Source organism: Streptomyces sp. NPDC094032, assembly GCF_040303965.1.
GTDB lineage: Bacteria > Actinomycetota > Actinomycetes > Streptomycetales > Streptomycetaceae > Streptomyces.
On record NZ_JBEOUE010000001.1, the window covers coordinates 430,109 to 446,536 of the forward strand.

Annotated in this window: 11 protein-coding genes and 1 pseudogene; 6 read left to right on the forward strand and 6 right to left on the reverse strand. The window is 73.5% G+C overall.

Annotated features, from left to right (window positions below; genetic code table 11):
- Positions 1-151 precede the first annotated feature (151 nt).
- The 3 genes from ABTZ54_RS01730 to ABTZ54_RS01740 all read left to right on the forward strand — a co-directional run bounded on the left by ABTZ54_RS01730 (position 152) and on the right by ABTZ54_RS01740 (position 2,945).
- Positions 152-1,183, forward strand: coding sequence for an AraC-like ligand-binding domain-containing protein (locus ABTZ54_RS01730; RefSeq protein WP_351655621.1), 1,032 nt, complete (start codon positions 152-154; stop codon positions 1,181-1,183).
- Between the two features lie 72 nt (positions 1,184-1,255).
- On the forward strand, positions 1,256-2,128 hold the full coding sequence (locus ABTZ54_RS01735) for an NAD-dependent epimerase/dehydratase family protein (protein ID WP_351655624.1): 873 nt from the start codon (positions 1,256-1,258) through the stop codon (positions 2,126-2,128).
- A complete protein-coding gene (locus ABTZ54_RS01740) occupies positions 2,121-2,945 on the forward strand; it encodes an MBL fold metallo-hydrolase (RefSeq protein WP_351655627.1) in 825 nt (274 codons plus the stop codon). The genes ABTZ54_RS01735 and ABTZ54_RS01740 overlap by 8 nt, the downstream gene beginning before the upstream one ends.
- A 21-nt stretch (positions 2,946-2,966) precedes the next feature.
- Here the strand turns inward: ABTZ54_RS01740 and afsR are convergent, their stop codons facing one another.
- From afsR to ABTZ54_RS01765, 5 genes and pseudogenes are all read right to left on the reverse strand, one after another.
- Positions 2,967-6,389 (reverse strand): SARP-family global regulator AfsR, encoded by a 3,423-nt coding sequence (afsR, locus tag ABTZ54_RS01745; RefSeq protein ID WP_502997168.1) that lies wholly within the window; start codon positions 6,387-6,389, stop codon positions 2,967-2,969.
- A 69-nt stretch (positions 6,390-6,458) separates the two neighbouring features.
- Positions 6,459-8,315: pseudogene (locus ABTZ54_RS01750) on the reverse strand (SAV_2336 N-terminal domain-related protein); the annotation flags it as partial.
- Positions 8,312-9,325, reverse strand: coding sequence for an AAA family ATPase (locus tag ABTZ54_RS01755; RefSeq protein WP_351655630.1), 1,014 nt, complete (start codon positions 9,323-9,325; stop codon positions 8,312-8,314). The pseudogene ABTZ54_RS01750 and the gene ABTZ54_RS01755, both read right to left, overlap by 4 nt.
- An 81-nt stretch (positions 9,326-9,406) precedes the next feature.
- Positions 9,407-11,617 (reverse strand): VMAP-C domain-containing protein, encoded by a 2,211-nt coding sequence (locus tag ABTZ54_RS01760; protein ID WP_351655633.1) that lies wholly within the window; start codon positions 11,615-11,617, stop codon positions 9,407-9,409.
- Positions 11,618-11,621: 4 nt separating this feature from the next.
- The gene (locus tag ABTZ54_RS01765) at positions 11,622-12,134 is read right to left on the reverse strand and encodes a CU044_2847 family protein (RefSeq protein WP_351655636.1); all 513 of its coding nucleotides are present in this window, start codon (positions 12,132-12,134) and stop codon (positions 11,622-11,624) included.
- Positions 12,135-12,273: 139 nt separating this feature from the next.
- Here ABTZ54_RS01765 and ABTZ54_RS01770 point away from each other — a divergent pair, with 139 nt between their 5' ends.
- The 3 genes from ABTZ54_RS01770 to ABTZ54_RS01780 all read left to right on the forward strand — a co-directional run bounded on the left by ABTZ54_RS01770 (position 12,274) and on the right by ABTZ54_RS01780 (position 15,850).
- Entirely contained in the window at positions 12,274-12,837 is a 564-nt protein-coding gene (locus tag ABTZ54_RS01770; RefSeq protein ID WP_351655639.1) for a PadR family transcriptional regulator, read from the forward strand.
- A gap of 54 nt (positions 12,838-12,891) precedes the next feature.
- A complete protein-coding gene (locus ABTZ54_RS01775) occupies positions 12,892-14,613 on the forward strand; it encodes an acyl-CoA dehydrogenase family protein (protein WP_351655641.1) in 1,722 nt (573 codons plus the stop codon).
- 64 nt (positions 14,614-14,677) lie between these two features.
- Complete coding sequence (locus tag ABTZ54_RS01780; RefSeq protein WP_351655644.1) at positions 14,678-15,850, forward strand: phospholipase D-like domain-containing protein; 1,173 nt, start codon at positions 14,678-14,680, stop codon at positions 15,848-15,850.
- 134 nt (positions 15,851-15,984) lie between these two features.
- Here ABTZ54_RS01780 and ABTZ54_RS01785 read toward each other — a convergent pair whose 3' ends face one another.
- Entirely contained in the window at positions 15,985-16,413 is a 429-nt protein-coding gene (locus tag ABTZ54_RS01785) for a hypothetical protein (protein ID WP_351655647.1), read from the reverse strand.
- Positions 16,414-16,428 lie beyond the last annotated feature (15 nt).

Here is a 16,428-nt window from a genome sequence, read left to right on the forward strand (position 1 = left end):
CGCCCACCCCCCCTTCCGGGTCCCCCTCGGCCCTCCGGCCTCGCGCCGGAGGGCCGAGCCGCCGTGTCACACGCTAGGGAGCGGCCCCTCCGTGACCTAGCGTGGTGCCGAACTCGCGGGACAAGGAACGGGAAACAAGGGGGCGTTCGAGATGTGGGCGAAAGCGAGCTCCGCGGCCTTGCCGGCCGGGGACCGGTTCGAGTGGTTCTCCGATCTCGTCACGCGTGAACTGGCGCCGATAGCGATCAGGCCCGAGAGCGGCGACACCTTCCACGGGGACGCCGCCGTGCTCGACCTGGGCCGCGTGCAGGTGTCCACGTTCTCGTACACCCCCTTGCGCTCGCGGCGCACACCGGCACTCATCCGGCAGAGCGACCCCGAGCAGTACCACCTCGCGCTCCTGGTCCGGGGCACCACCTGGTTCTCCCAGCAGCGCAACGAATGCCTCCAGTCGGTCGGCGACATGGTGATGTGGGACACCTCCCGCCCCTTCGACTCGGGCACGAAGCACAGCACGGAACCGATCAACGCCGTGGTGATCCAAGTGCCCAAGCAGGCACTTCCGTTGCGCCAGGACCGAATAGACCGGCTGCTCTCCCAGACCCTCTCGGGGGACCGCGGCATGGGCGCCGTCCTCGCCGGATTCCTGCGAACGGTCTCCGCCCACGGCCCCGACTGCGCGCCGCACGAACGGAGCCGCCTCGACCAGGTCGCCCTCGACCTCTTCTCCGCGTGCCTCGCCGCCCACCTCGACATCTGCGACCAACTCTCCGGCGAGGCCCGCGCCGAGGCGCTGCTCGCGCGGATCGACGCCTTCATCGACCACAACCTCGGCGACACCGAACTGACCCCCGGCGCCATCGCGGCCCACCACCACATCTCGGTACGCCGCCTCCACCAGCTCTTCGCCGGCCGGGACGAGACCGTCGCCGCCACCATCCGCCGCCGCAGGCTCGAACGGTGCCGCGCCGACCTCGCCCGCCCCGAACTCCTCGGCCACCCCGTCCACGCCATCGCCGCCCGCTGGGGCTACCCCAACCCCGCCGTCTTCAGCCGGGCCTTCCGCGCCGCCTACGGGGCGAGCCCCACGGACCACCGTGGCCAGGCCGTCCACCGCTGGCGCGCACGCAGTGTCAAGGGAGCGTGCGCGGACGATCAAGGTCCGAACGGCCCCCGGTCATAACCTCGTTACGCACGGTCGCGGCGCGCTGCCCCAGCGGCGGCCGGACACCGTGCGCGAGCGAAGGGAAGCACCGTGAAGGTCCTCGTCCTGGGCGCCACCGGCTACATCGGCTCCGCCGTCGTCGAGCGGCTGGCGCACGCCGGACACGACGTCGTCCGCCTGGCCAAGGACGCTGGCAGGTTCGGACCCGACGTGCCGGTCCGGCTGGGCGACCTGACCGACCCCGCGTCCCTGAACGCGGCCGTCACGGACGAGATCGACGCCGTCCTGCACATCGCGGCGCCCACCGGCGAGGAGCCCGTGGACGCCGAGGCCGTACGGAGCCTCCTCCAGCCGCTGCGCGGCACCGGCCGCGCGTTTGTCTACACCAGCGGCGTCTGGGTGCTCGGCGCCACCGGCGACACCCCCGTCGACGAGGAGGCGGCCACCGACGCCATCGGCATCGTCGGCTACCGCCCGCGCATCGAACGGCAGGTCCTCGACGCCGCCGACGACGGGGTACGGGCCGTGGTGATCCGGCCCGGCATCGTCTACGGCAACGGCGGCGGCATCCCCGGCCTGATGATCGACTGGGCCAGGGAACACGGCACCGGCCGCTACGTCGGCGCGGTCGACACCCGCTGGCCGATGGTCCACGTCGACGACCTCGCCGCCCTCTACGTCCTCGCCCTCACCCGGGCCGAGGAGGGCACCCTGCTCCACGGCGTCGCCCACGAGGCCGTCCCGGTGGCCGCGCTCGCCGCCGCGGCCGACCTCTCCGCCGGCGGGTCCGGGCGCGCCGAACCCTGGCCGCGCGAGCTGGCCGCCCCGGTCCTGGGCGCGCCGTTCGCCGAGGCGCTGGCCCTGAGCCAGGTCGTCTCCGGCCGCCGGGCCGTCGACGAGCTGGGCTGGCAGCCGCACCGGCCGTACCCCCTCACCGAACTGACCGGAGACCCCCGTGCCTGACCCCCACACGACCGCGCTGCCCATCTGCCGCACCTGTGGCACCCAGTACGGCGCCCCGCGCCAGGACTGCCCCGTCTGTCTCGACGAGCGCCAGTACGTCGGGGCCGAAGGCCAGCAGTGGACCTCGCTCGCCGGCCTGCGCGCCGACGGCCACCAGGGCCGCTTCGAGGAGGAGGGCCCCGGCGTCATGGGCATCGGCGCCACCCCCGCCTTCGCCATCGGCCAGCGCGCCCTGCTCCTGCGCACCGCGTCCGGGAACGTGCTCTGGGACTGCGTCCCCCACCTGGACGACGAGATCGTCGAGCAGGTCCACGCACTCGGCGGCATCTCGAAGATCGCCGTCAGCCACCCCCACTTCTACTCCGCCATGGTCGACTGGGCCCACGCCTTCGACGCCCCCGTCTACCTCCACGAGGCCGACCGCCAGTGGGTCGGCCGCCCCGACCCCGCCCTGCGCTTCTGGAGCGGCCGGACCCACGACCTCGCCGACGACCTCGTCCTGATCAACCCGGGCATCCATTTCCCCGGCAGCGCCATCCTCCACTGGTCGGCGGGCGAGGGCGCCCTGTTCACCGGCGACGTCGTCAACGTCTGCCCGGACCGCCGCTGGGTCACCGTCATGTACAGCTACGCCAACCACATCCCGGAGCGCCCCCACGCCGTCCGCGCCGCCGCCGACCTCCTCGGCGGCTACCGCTTCGAGCGCATCTACGGCGCCTGGTGGAACCGCGTCGTCACCTCCGGCGGCAACGAGGTCCTGGAGCGCTCCGTCGAGCGGTACCTGCGCTTCGAGGAGGGGATCCCGGAGGGGGTGTGACGCGCCGCCCCGGTCCGCCTTTCAGGACGACGTAGTGGCGCCGAGGAGCCTCCGCAGCTCCTCGGCCTCGGCGGCGCCCAGCTCCTCGAACACGGCCAGCGCCTCCTGCCAGCAGGCGCGGGCGCGGTCGGTCTGGTCCAGGGCGTGCAGGGCGCGACCGAGGAGGGTTAGGACGTTGCCACGCCGCCACTCGCCGCCGGACCTGCCGAGGTGCTTCAGGGACTCCTCGGCGTAGGCGGCGGAATCCCTGGGGTGTCCCGCCGCGAGCTCGTTCTCGGCGAGCCGGAACAAGGCCATGCCCTCCCATAGGAGCTGGCGATTGGTGCGGAAGACGTCCCTCGCCTTGTGGAGGAGCTCCCGCGCGGCGTCGTACCTCTCCGCCACCGTGAGCGCGAGGGCCAGCGCGTAGCGCCCGTTCGCCCCCTTGAGGGCGTGGCCCATCCCGTCGTACATGTCGGTGCCCTGCTGGGCCATGCGGACGGCGTCCTCCTGGCGCCCGGTCGCGAGGTGGATCCGGGACAGGTTGCACAGGGCCGCGGCCTCCCCGGCCCGGTCCTCGGCGAGCCGGAACTCCTCGATGGCCAGCGTGAGGTGGCGCTCGCCCTCCTCGTAACGGGCCTGGTAGAGCGCGATGGCGCCCCGGGCGTTGGACGCCCAGCAGATCGGCAGCGGGTCGCCGACGGAGCGCGCCATCGCGACGACCTCCTCGGCCTCCCGGTCGGCCTGGTCGAAGCGGCCCTGGTAGTGGTGCACGTAGGCCAGCGTGTTGGTGGCACGCGCCTCGGCCTTGACGTCGCCGAGCCGCCGCGCCGCCTCCCGCAGGGTGGCCGCCACCGCCTCGTACTCCTTCGAGTTCGCCCCCGACTCCGCCAGGTCCAGCGCCGCCCACAGCGCGTCCACCGCCCGGCGCAGCGTGGCCGGGCTGGTCGCCGACTGGCGTACGCAGGCCAGCAGACAGTTCGCCTCGGCGTAGAGCCAGTCCTGGGCGGTGTGCCGGTCGGTGAAGGCGAGGCCCTCGTAGGCGGTGGGCTCCAGATGATCGACGAGGCGGTCGCCGGGGCGCTCGATGGCGTACACCCGGGAGACCGTCGACAGGTAGAAGTCCAGCAGGCGCGAGAGCGCGAGCTCCCGTTCGGCCGGGGGCTGTTCGTCGCGCTCGGCGCAGGCGCGCGCGTAGAGGCGTACGAGGTTGTGGAAGCTGTAGCGGCCCAGGTCGGCGGACTCGACGAGGGAGGTGTCGACGAGGCCCTCCAGCAGCTCCTTAGCGCCGCGCACCGGCAGGTCGAGCAGGGCGGCGGCCGCAACCAGGGAGATGTCGGGCCCGTCGGCGAGGCCGAGCAGCCGGAAGGCGCGCGCCTGGGCGGGCTCCAGCTGGCCGTAGCCGAGCTCGAAGGTCGCCTTCACGGCGAGGTCGCCCGCCTGGAGCTCGTCGAGCCTGCGCCGCTCGTCGGCCAGCTTGGCGGCGAGCACGGAGACCGTCCAGGTGCGCCGGGCGGCGAGCCGGGAGGCGGCGATGCGGATGGCCAGCGGCAGGAAGCCGCAGGCCGCGACGACGTCGAGGGCGGCCTCGCGCTCGGACTGGACGCGCTCGGTGCCCACGATCCGGGTGAAGAGGTGGAGCGCCTCCTCGGGCGACATCACATCGAGGTCCACCAACTGGGCCCCCTCCAGGTCCACCATGCGCGCGCGGCTGGTGACGAGCACGGCGGACCGGCCCATGCCGGGCAGCAGAAGCCGGACCTGGGCGGCGTCCCTGGCGTTGTCGAGCAGCACCAGGAACCGGCCGCCGTCCAGTGCGGCGCGGAACTGCGCGGACCGTTCGTCCGTCGTCTCGGCGATCTCGGAGTCGGGGATCCCCAGGGCCCGGAGAAAGGAGCCGAGCGCGGCACCGGGGTCGACAGGACGCACTTCGGAGCCGTGGAGGTCCGCGTACAGCTGGCCGTCGGGGAAGTACGGCCGGACCTCATGGGCCAACTCCACCGCGAACGTGGTCTTGCCGACACCACCGAGCCCGGACAGGGCCCAGAGCGTGCCGCCCGTCCCGGTGGCGAGCTGCTCGACCAGGTCATGGCCGAGCTGGGAGTGGCCGGTGAAGTCCGGGACCTTCGCGGGGAGCATGGCCGGACGGGTGGGCGCGGGCGGCTCCTCGTCCGCGCCGGGGGGCGGGTCGCCGAGGAGGCCGGGGTCGGCCTGGAGGATGCGCTGCTGGAGCCGGGAGAGCTCGGGGTTGGGGTCCACGCCGAGCTCGTCGGCGAGCAGGCGGCGGGTGTCGGCGTAGACCGCGAGGGCCTCGGCCTGCCGGCCGGAGCGGTAGAGCGCGAGCATGAGGAGTTCGCGCAGGCGCTCGCGCAGCGGGTGCGCGGCGGTGAGAGCGGTCAGTTCGGAGACGGCCTCGGCGTGGGCGCCGACCTCCAGGTCCAGGTCGAGCCGGGTCTCCAGGAGCTGGAGCCGCCACTCCTCCAGGCGGGTGCGCTGGGTCTCGGCGTAAGGACCGGGCACGGAGGCGAGGGCCTCGCCCTCCCACAGGCCGAGGGCCTGGCCGAGCAGATCACGGGCCAGGAACGGGTCGCCGTCCTCCCTGGCACGTTCCGCGACGGCGACGAGATCCTGCGCCACGCGGAGGTCGAGAGCGTCGGGCGCGACGCGCAGCGCGTAGCCCGCGCCCTCCGGCAGTAGCACTCCGTGGCCGAGCACTTTGCTCAGCCGGGAGACGTACGTACGGACTGCCGCGAGCGCCTGCGAGGGCGGCTCCGAACCCCAGATGGCGTCGATCAGCTCACCCGAGGTGACGGTCCGCCCTTCGCACAGCAGCACGGCGAGCAGCGCCCGCTGCTGCGGCGACCCGGTGGCCAGGGAGTCGGCCTCCCGCCACGCTCGCACCGGACCCAGCACGCTGAAGCGGATGCCCTCCGAGGGCGGCCAGGAAAGGGCGAACCGCGGGGGACGGTTCGAGAGATGCGGGCCACGGCCGGTACGCGCCTGCTCGGGCGGGCGTTGCTCCAGGATGTGGTCGTGCAGCTGCCGGAGCTCCGGACCGGGGTCGATGCCGGCCTCCTCGCGGAGCAGACGTCGGATGTCGGCGTACACGGCGAGCGCCTCGGCGTTCCGCCCCGATCGGTACAGTGCCACCATCAACTGGGCCCGCCACCGCTCCCGCAACGGGTGCTCATCGGCCAACTCCTGGAGCTCCGCCACGACATCGGCATGCGCGCCGAACTCCAGGTCGAGCTCGATCCTGCTCTCGACGAGCTCCAGCCGCCACTCGACCAGCCGTGCGCGCTGAGTCTGCGCGTAGGGCCCCGGCACTCCGTCCAGCGGGACGCCGTCCAGCAGTGCCAGCGCTTGTGCCGTCAGATCCCGCGCCTGGGTGTGGTCACCGGACTCGGAGGACGAGCCGGCCACGCCGACCAGTCGCTCGGCCTCGTTCAGGTCCAGAGGGACCACTGCCCTGGCCCCTTCGGAATGGAAGCTGTATCCGCTCGCGTGCTTCTCGACGCCGAAGCCGTGGGGGGCGAGGATCCGGCGCAGCCGGGAGACGTGGTCCAGCACGGTGTGCACCGCGGACGCGGGCGCCTCATCACCCCACACCGCGTCGACCAGGGCCGAGATGGCCACGATCCGGTGGTCGTGCAGCAACAGCGCGGCCAGGACGGCCTGTTGCTGCGGCGACCCCATCGGTACGCGGTCGTCGCCCTGCCAGGCCAGCGCGGGGCCGAACACGGTGAACCTCAGCGGTGCGGAGGCCGGTTCCGGCTCGGCCGTAGGCGCCGAGATGACGCGGTCCGGGGCGCCCGGCCCCCCGTACAGCCGGTCAAGCACAGGACTGACGAGCACCGCGAACGCGCTCGTGCCGGAGGACAGGCGCGCGCCGCCGCCCGGGTCGGCGAGCAGCGCGGCGAAGTCCGGCAGCCTGCCCAGGTACGGTTCGAGGGCCCGGCCCACCGCCTCGACGACCTCGATGGCCTGCTCGGTGCCGAGGCCGCTCGCCAGCAGGTCCCGGACGCCCGGCTGGAAGTCGTACCGGAGCTCGTGCGAGGTCCCGCCGAGGGCCGTCGGCGGAAGCGGGGCCGGTCCGCCCTCCGGCAGGGGCATGAGGAGGTCCCCGAGCAGCACTTCGGAGACCACCGCCGAGCTGCTGGCGGGCAGGGTCGCCAGGCGCATGAGCTGGATGACGGGCAGGCTGAGCGGGCGGATCGCCGAGAGCCGCAGGGCGAGCCGGTACGCGTCCGGGGAGAAGGAGGCGCGGAACCGGTCGAGGCGCTGCTCGGCGGAGCGCGGCCGTGCGCCGGCCGGCCGAGGGGCGGGCGCCTCTCCCGTTCCCACCAGGACGGTGTCGAGGAGCTGCGGCGTCCCCGGCCGGGTGAGCAGACGGGCCCAGTGGCCGAGGGTCGAGGGCTGGAGCGGCACCACGGGCACCGGGAGGCGGTCGCCGTCCGACGCTACCGGCCCTCCGTCGAGCGGGTCGACGACGGTGAGCGCGCGGTTGGCCGCGAACCGCTGCCCGGCGGAGAGGAGTTGGGGCTGGGCGTCGAAGGCCGTGCCGCGCCAGAGGCGGCGCGGCAGCGGCGGGACGACGACGAGGGGACCGGACCGTTCCCACCGGTCGAGCAGTCGGCGTGCCGCCGGGCCGTGCCAGGCCTCGTCGACCCCGTCGGTCAGGAGGAGGACGACGGGTGACTCGGCGGCCGGGATGCCGCCGGCCGCGTGGCCCTCGCGCGGGTCGACGCGGCGGACGTGGACCGCGCGGAAGATCCCGCCGCGTTCCAGGAGGCGCGTGACCTCGCGTACGAGCGGATGCCACACCCGCATCGAGGGGGACGTGTCCACGAGCAGGACGGCGGTGTGCCGCAGTTCCTGTTCGGGGCGGTCCACGACGTCGAACACGCCCGATTCGGCGGTGAGCCGCACGGTGGCCTCGATGTCCGGGACCGTCCGGTGGCGGTGGTCACGGCGGTCCCGCAGCGGGCGCAGCGCCCGGGCGAGCCCGTGCGGCCCCGGCAGGGCGCGCGGCCCGGGGGCGCGGACGGCGCGGGCCGGTGGGCCGGCGGCGGTGCCGGGGGAGTGGTGCGCGGTGAAGAGGCTGTGGCGCCGTTCGACGCCCTCGGGCCGGGTCGGGGCCGTCCGGCCGGGAGCCCCGTCGGCGGGCGCGCGGGGCGGCCGGTGGATCGACGCCTCGGGAGATGTGTCGAGGGGCGGCTCCGGCGCGACCTCCGGCGGGCGGACGGGTCCGTCCTCGCCGTCGGGGGCCGCGTCGCCGCCCGGTGCCGTGCCGCCGTCCATCGCCCGCGCCAGCCACAGGACGTCGAGGAGCTCGGCGGCGCCGAGCTCGTACCCGATGCCGTCCAGGAGATGACGCAGGCGTTCGATCATCCGGGGAACGCCTCGTCCAGCCGGTGCATGACCGCCGAAAGGAGTTCCTCGCGCCCGAGGTCGGCGCCGGTGACCCGGAGGTGGACGGCGGCGAGGAGTTGGTCCGTCGCCAGGCTCTGTACGGCGGCCCGGCGCAGGAAGTCGCCGATGAGGTCGTCGGCCTGGGCGAGTGCCTCGTCGCCCAGGTTCTGCCGGACGATGTCGCGCAGCTTCGCCTCGTCGGGGTCGCTCAAGTCGAGGCGGACGCAGCGGCGCAGGAAGGCGGGCGGGAACTCCCGCTCCCCGTTGCTCGTCATCACGATGACGGGGAAGTGGGAGCAGGAGACGACCCCGCGCTGGACGCGTACGCGTTCCCTGCTGCCGGTGGCGAGGACGTCGGCCGTCTGCTGGTGCTCGGGCAGCCGGGCCAGCTCCGGGATCTCGAACTCGCCCTCCTCCAGGACCACCAGAAGGTCGTTGGGCAGATCGATGTCGGACTTGTCGATCTCGTCGATGAGCAGCACACGGGGTCGGTCGGCGGAGGCGAGCGCCGTGCCGAGCGGGCCGAGCCGCAGATAGTTACCGATGCCGGGACCCGGTCCGGTGCGGCGGCGGAGTCGGCGCGCCGCGCCGCGCACGGGTTCGCGCTCCCGCTGGAGCGAGGCCTCGCGCAGGCGGCCGACGGCGTCGTAGCGGTAGAGCGCGTCCGCCAGCGTGGAGCGGCTGTTCACCGACCAGCGCAGCACCTCGCCGAGCCCGAGGTCCTCGGCGACGGCGCGGGCCAGCGAGCTCTTGCCGGTGCCGGGGCGGCCCGTGACGAGGAGCGGACGGCGCAGATGGAGGGCGGCGTTGACCACCGAGACCTCGTCGGCGCTCATGAGGTGACGCCGCGCCCGGGGGAGCCGGGCGGAGGCGGGGAAACGGCGCCACGGCGGCGGCTCGGGCAGCTCGGCCGGGCCACGGAACACCCACCAGCTCTCGGGGGACGGGCTGGGGTCGTCGCCGGGTTCGTTCGCGGGCGGGTGCGACACGGGCGCGGTCTCCTCGTCGGGGCGGTACGCGGTCCCCGGTGGGACGGCGTGGGGTGATGCTGAACGGGGCGGGCGGCCGTTTCACGGCTGGGTGAGCGCCCATGGGTCGGGGGCGAGGGGCGGCGGCCGGTGGTCGGGTCCGTCGTGCAGCAGCGACAGGCGCCGGCCGTGGTGGCCGGGGCAGTCGGGATCGGCCATGGCCTTGGCCCGTTCCAGCCGGACGATCTCGGGGATCTGCGTGTGGTCGATGCCCTCGACCAGCGCCAGCAGATCCGTGGAGACCCGCTCGCCGTGCTCCTCCCGGTGCCACAGCACCGTGTGCACCCCGGCCTCGATGCACTGGCGCAACACCCGCCCCTGGAGCCGCTGTTCGCAGCTCACGACGACGATCCCGGCCTCCGGGCTCACTTCGAGCCGGGCGCGCGCGACGGCCGGGTCCGCGCAGCGCTCGTCGAGGAGCAGCCGCGGCGAGGTCGGCAGCGCGCTGCTGCGGCGCTTCCAGGAGGCGTACGTCTCCCGAGTCCGCTCCGAACTGCGCAGCACCACCCGGCGGGTGATGCCCGGGTAGAAGCCGCTGTCCTCGGCGTCGCTCGGGAACGCCCAGGCGTCCACGTCGAGCCGCATCCACGCCGGCGACACGAAGAACTCCAGGAGCGCCGTCTCCGGGTCCTCCCGCACCTCGGTGCGCAGGACCCGCCGGATCGACTCCACCACATGGTGGCTCGGCACCCCCTCGTCCTCGGTCAGCACCACCTCGTGCCGCCCGTCCTCGCTCCACACCCAGATCTGGTACGTGAAGAGATGGCCGGGCGGTACGGGAAGGAGCTCCACCTGCACGCGCGGCGGGGTCGCCGGGGTCCGGGCGCGGGCCGCGCCCGGACCGGCGCACGCGGCGGCCGGGGACAGGGCGTGCGGGGCGGTGGCGGCGTCGGCCCGGAACTGGTCGACCGCCGCCGGTGCCACGCCCAGGCGGGGCGCCGCGCTGCGCACCCAGGCGTCGAGGTCGTCGGCGAGCTCGCCGCCCGCCGCCCGCTCGTGCACGCCGATGTGGACGACGCCCTGGAGCAGCGGGGGCATGGGCTGACCGGCGGGCGGGTCGTATCCCTCCAGGATCGCCGTCGCGTCCGCGAGGCCGCCGGGGGCGGGGATGTCGTCCGCGTACGGAAGCACCGTGCGCAGCAGCGTGCCCGGGTCGACGGCGGCACAGGCGGCGAGCAGCGCGGTGAGGTTGCGGCGGCGTCCGTACGAGAGCCGCTCGCGTGGGCTGACGATACGGGCGATGCCCAGCATCCGCTGCCAGTCGGCGGCCCCGGCCGCCCCCACGGGCCCGCCCGCGCGCGATTCGGCGAGCTGGTCGTAGACGATGTCGAGGAGCTCGGGCACCCCGCGGCGCACCCCCATGGCGAGCCCCGCGAGCTGTTCGACGTCGACGGCGGCTCCCGCCGAGCGCCTCCGGAGCCGCGCGGAGAGCCGCTCCTCGCACTCCACGAGCTGGCGCCGGGAGGGCAGCAACTGCTCCAGCATGGAGACGAGTTGCTGTCGGCCTCGGCCGGCCGCGGGGACCGCCACGGGCGGCAGGTCCGGCAGCTCGGTCTCGATGGACGCCAGGCCGATGGCGTACATCGCGGGCGGCGGTCCGTACCGCCGCGCCGCCGGATCGGGGCCGTCCGCGGCGGGGCGACCGGGCGGCTCGTGGGAGGCGACGACGAGGCCGACGACCGCCTGCCGCTCCCGGTCCCAGAGCGGCCCGCCGCTGAAGCCCTCCGCGACTCTCCCGCCCAGGACGTCCAGCGCGATCCAGGGGTGCGCGGAGACGCGGGGCATCGCGCGCACGGTCGGCAGGGCGTGGCCGCTGGCCCACAGCGCCACGACCTCGTTGCCCTCCCGGTGCGGGAGGAACGGGGCCGGTTCGGCGCCCGGCGGGGCGTCGGTGTCGAGTTCGAGCACCGCCAGGTCGCCGTAGTACGGGAGCGCGCCGGCGGCCGGCGGCTCCGGGCGGGCGGACTCGGGGCGGGCGCGCGGCGGCCGCCAGGTCTCCGGTACGACACGGCCGACGAGGACCCGCTCCCGGTCGACGTGCGGCAGCAGCAGCGAGACCGTCTCGCCGCGCGACGGCGGCACCGGGTCGAAACGCTCACGCCCCAGGGCGCTGTTCACGACGTGCGCGCACGTCAGGATCCGTCGCGGGTCGATCAGGACCGCCGCGCCGACCGGCCGGACCTGACCGAGCACCGACACGAACGCCCGGTGCAGCAGGGCGTCGGGCGAGGCGGGGTTCACGTACGGCGGCATGCCATCAGGAGCCGTTCGCCTGGCCGGGCACGGTGCCGATGGTGGGGCCGGGATCGGCTTCGGGGGAGGCGGTGGCGCCCGTGAGGTTCCAGGTGGCGGAGACGGTGAAGCTGGCCTCGCCGCTGCCGGAGAAGACGCCCAGGCTCAGGTCGCTGCCGAGCGTGACGCCGAACTCGACGGTGACCTCGTCGGGGCGCTGCGCGAACTGCGAGAAGCTGCGGTGGATGCCGCCGAGCACACCGCCCAGCGGACGCAGCGCCTGGGTCAGGGCCTCGCCACCCCGGGTCAGGGCCCGCGTGGCACGCCCGTCGGCGCTGACCGGCCGGGCCGAACCGAACTCGTCCGGCAGGGCCAGCTCGCCGCCGGCCACGGGCCCGGCGGGGGCGGGCCCGGCGGGGGCGGGCCCGGCGGGGGCGGGCGGGGATTTGGGCAATCCGTCGGCCTTGCCGCCGCCCTCGGGAGCGAGGAGCAGGCGTACCACGGAACCGTCGTCGAAAGTGAGTCTCACGTCCCCCATGTGCCGCAGTCTGGCACGTCGCGGGCGATCCCGCCCCGCTGTTCGCGGATGTGCGTCACCGCGCGGGCGGGCCGTGAGCCGTGTCTCAACGGAGCGGTGGATCTTGCTATGCAACCAGTTGCATAGCAAGATCGCGGCCATGGCGCTCGAACACGCGATCCTCGTCTCCCTGCTGGAGAAGCCGGGCTCCGGCTATGAGCTGGCCCGGCGCTTCGAGCGGTCCATCGGCTACTTCTGGACCGCCACCCACCAGCAGATCTACCGCGTCCTCAAGCGCATGGAGAACGACGGCTGGGTCGAGGCCCGGGACGTGCCGCAGCAGGGCCGCCCGGACAAGCGGGAGTACTCCGTCGCCGACCTCGGACGGGCCGCGCTCTCCTCCTGGCTGCACGAGCCCATCGAGCCCGAGAGCGTCCGGCACGACCTCGCGGTCAAGATCCGGGGCGCCGCCTTCGACGACCCGGCCGCGCTCGTCGCCGAGGTGCGGCGGCACCAGGCGGCGCACGAGGAACGCCTGGCCCGCTATCTCGCCGGCGAGGAACGGGACTTCACCGGCGCCGAGGCGCGCGCGGCCGACGTCACCGAGGCGGAGCGGGAGCTCCAGCACGCGGTGCTGCGCGGCGGCATCGCGTACGAGCGCATGATGATCGGCTGGCTCGACGACGTCCTGGCCACACTCGCCCGCTTCGCCCCGGAACGCTGACTCCCTCCCTCGCCCCCTCCCTTCCCCCTCCACCAGCCGAAAGGCGACCCCACCATGGCCGACCCGCTGCTCTTCAACCCGCGCACCTACGACCCCGCGCACTTCGACCCGGAGACCCGCCGCCTGCTGCGCGCCACCGTCGACTGGTTCGAGGAGCGCGGCAAGCGCCGCCTGATCGAGGACTACCGGACGCGCGCCTGGCTCGGCGACTTCCTCGCCTTCGCGGCGAAGGAGAACCTGTTCGCGACCTTCCTGACCCCGTCCGGCGCCGCCGAGGGGCACCCGGACAAGCGCTGGGACACCGCCCGCATCGCCGCCCTCAACGAGATCCTCGGCTTCTACGGCCTGGACTACTGGTACGCCTGGCAGGTCACCATCCTCGGCCTCGGCCCGGTCTGGCAGAGCGACAACGCCGCCGCCCGCGCCCGGGCGGCCGAACTCCTCGCGCAGGGCGAGGTGTTCGCGTTCGGCCTCTCCGAGAAGGCGCACGGCGCGGACATCTACTCCACCGACATGCTCCTGGAGCCCGACGGCCAGGGCGGCTTCCGGGCCACCGGCTCCAAGTACTACATCGGCAACGGCAACGCCGCCGGGCTCGTCTCCGTCTTCGGCCGCCGCACCGACGTCGAGGGCCCGGACGGCTATGTCTTCTTCGCCGCCGACAGCCGCCACCCGGCGTACCACCTGGTCAAGAACGTCGTGGACTCCTCGAAGTTCGTCAGCGAGTTCCGCCTGGAGGAGTACCCGGTCACGGCCGAGGACGTCCTGCACACCGGGCGCGCCGCCTTCGACGCCGCCCTCAACACCGTCAACGTCGGCAAGTTCAACCTGTGCACCGCCTCCATCGGCATCTGCGAGCACGCGATGTACGAGGCCGTCACCCACGCGCGGAACCGGATCCTGTACGGCCGCCCCGTCACCGCCTTCCCGCACGTGCGGCGCGAGTTGACCGACGCGTACGTCCGGCTCGTGGGCATGAAGCTGTTCAGCGACCGCGCCGTCGACTACTTCCGCTCCGCCGGGCCCGACGACCGCCGCTACCTCCTCTTCAACCCGATGACGAAGATGAAGGTGACCACGGAGGGCGAGAAGGTCATCGACCTCCTGTGGGACGTCATCGCCGCCAAGGGCTTCGAGAAGGACAACTACTTCGCCCAGGCGGCCGTCGAGATCCGCGGCCTGCCCAAGCTGGAGGGCACGGTCCACGTCAACCTGGCGCTGATCCTCAAGTTCCTGCGCAACCACCTCCTCGACCCGGCCGCGTACGAGCCCGTCCCCACCCGGCTCGACGCCGCCGACGACGACTTCCTCTTCCGTCAGGGCCCGGCCCGAGGCCTCGGCTCGGTGCGCTTCCACGACTGGCGGCCCGCCTTCGACGCGTACGCCCACCTCCCCAACGTCGCCCGCTTCCGCGAACAGGCCGACGCGCTCGCCGCGTTCGTCACGACGGCCGCGCCCGACGAGGCGCAGAGCCGCGACCTCGACCTGCTCCTCGCGGTCGGCCAGCTCTTCGCGCTCGTCGTCCACGGGCAGCTGGTCCTGGAGCAGGGCGCCCTGACCGCCCTCGACGAGGACGTCCTGGACGAGCTGTTCGCCGTCCTCGTACGGGACTTCTCCGCCCACGCCGTCGAGCTGCACGGCAAGGGCTCGGCGACGGAGGAGCAGCAGCGCTGGGCCCTGGACGCCGTCCGCCGCCCGGTCGTGGACGAGGCCCGCACGGGCAGGGTGTGGCAGCGGGTGGAGGCGCTGTCGGGGACGTACGAGATGGCGCCCTGACCGTGACCCCGCTCCGTCTAGGCCTAGGCTGACGTGCGCACGCCAGAAAGCCCTTGTCAGAGGAGTGATCCCGATCTTCACCGCCGTACACCGCCGCATGGGCGCGGCCCTCCTGCTCGCCTCCGCGCTGCTCCTCCCCTCCACCGGAACGGCGGTGGCCGTGGACCCGGCGCCCATCGCCACCGGGGCGGTCTTCAACAACCCGAAGGGGACGGCGGCGGAGCAGAACGCCGTCAAGGACCACATCATCGGCGCCGTCCGCGCCACGGAGCCCGGCCGCCTGATCCGGGCGGCCCTGTACGCCCTGACCGACCAGGACTACACGAACGCCCTGACCGACGCGTACGCGCGGGGCGTGAACGTCCGGGTGGTCCTGGACGCGAAGTACAGCGACTCGGCGGCGGCGCAGTCGCTGATCGGCGCGCTGGGCACGGACAAGGCGGCGCTGTCCTGGGTCGATGTCTGCACGTCCGGCGGCGCGTGCATCGCCGCCGGCGGGGTGAACCCGATCAACCACAACAAGTTCTTCACCTTCTCGCGGGTCGGCGCCGTGGCGGGGGTGGGGGAGGACGTGGTGATCCAGGCCTCGGCGAACCAGACGCCGGTCAACACGGCGAAGTACTGGAACAACGCGTACACCGTCGTCGGCAACACCGACCTCTACACGGCGTACGTGAACTACTTCAACGACCTCGCCGCGGGCGTGAAGAACGCGAACTACTACACGACGGCGAAGGTCGGCACGGAGAAGTACTACTTCTTCCCGCAGCAGACGGGCGACGTGATCGTCGACGTCCTGAACAACGTCTCCTGCACCGGCAACACCACCGTCGGCACACCCACCACCCACCGCTCCATCGTCCGCGTGGCCGCCTTCGCCCTCCACCGCGACGCCGTCGCCGACGCCCTCGTCTCCCTGGCCGGCCAGGGCTGCTCGGTCCAGATCGTGTACGCGGAGAGCAACGAGGTCGCGACCCTGAAGGGCCGCGCCAACATCACCCTGAAGCAGCTGAAGACGACCGACGGCTACCTCCTCCACTCCAAGTACCTCCTGGTGGAGGGAAACTACGCCGGCCACCCCGACACCAAGTGGACCTTCACCGGCTCCCACAACCTGGACGAGTCCTCCCTCCGCGAGAACGACGAGGCTCTGCTGCGCCTTGAGGGCGCCGCCCCGCACGACGCGTACGCGGGGAACTTCGGGTCGCTGGTGTCGTACGCGGTGCCGGCGGTCTGAAGCGCTGCGGCCCCGGTCCGCGTGAGCAACGCACAGGCGAAGGCCCTGCCGAACGTGATGTTCGGCAGGGCCTTCTTCATGCGATGTGAGCGCGCCGTCGGCGCACAGCTCGGCGGCGGGCCGATCCTCTCGGGCTAGGCGTCGTCGCCCTGACCCTGGAGGAGGTCGGCGACCTCCGTGAGGCGCCAGTCCCACCGTGGATGCTTCTCGATCAGATCGACGAACTCGGCGAACTCGACGACGTCGCCGTGGTTGGTGTCGATCAGCCCCGTGAAGCGTGGGAGCACGAAGGACAGGAAGATCCGTGCGGCATCCATGGATTGGCAGGACACGTAGATCACACGGGGGGGTTCCCCGATTCTCCGCGCGGCGTCCTCGATCTCCTCGGGTGCGAAGTCCGCCAGGACGTCACCCGAGAAGTCCAGCGCGTAGGAGTTCCCGTTCCAGTGCAGGAACTCCCCGACGCCGAGAGGGTGCTTCCCGACCCCGAGGGACCGGATCTCGGCCTCGATGGCAGCGCACTCGCGTGCGCGCGCGATCAGGACCACGGAAGGCCAGGACATGGCCACCTCCGCCTT

Coding starts and splice junctions, on each gene's coding strand:
- ABTZ54_RS01730 (WP_351655621.1), top strand. CDS start 152: ATGTGGGCGAAAGCGAGCTCCGCGGCCTTGCCGGCCGGGGACCGGTTC.
- ABTZ54_RS01760 (WP_351655633.1), bottom strand. CDS start 11,617: ATGCCGCCGTACGTGAACCCCGCCTCGCCCGACGCCCTGCTGCACCGG.
- ABTZ54_RS01765 (WP_351655636.1), bottom strand. CDS start 12,134: ATGGGGGACGTGAGACTCACTTTCGACGACGGTTCCGTGGTACGCCTG.
- ABTZ54_RS01770 (WP_351655639.1), top strand. CDS start 12,274: ATGGCGCTCGAACACGCGATCCTCGTCTCCCTGCTGGAGAAGCCGGGC.
- ABTZ54_RS01775 (WP_351655641.1), top strand. CDS start 12,892: ATGGCCGACCCGCTGCTCTTCAACCCGCGCACCTACGACCCCGCGCAC.
- ABTZ54_RS01785 (WP_351655647.1), bottom strand. CDS start 16,413: ATGTCCTGGCCTTCCGTGGTCCTGATCGCGCGCGCACGCGAGTGCGCT.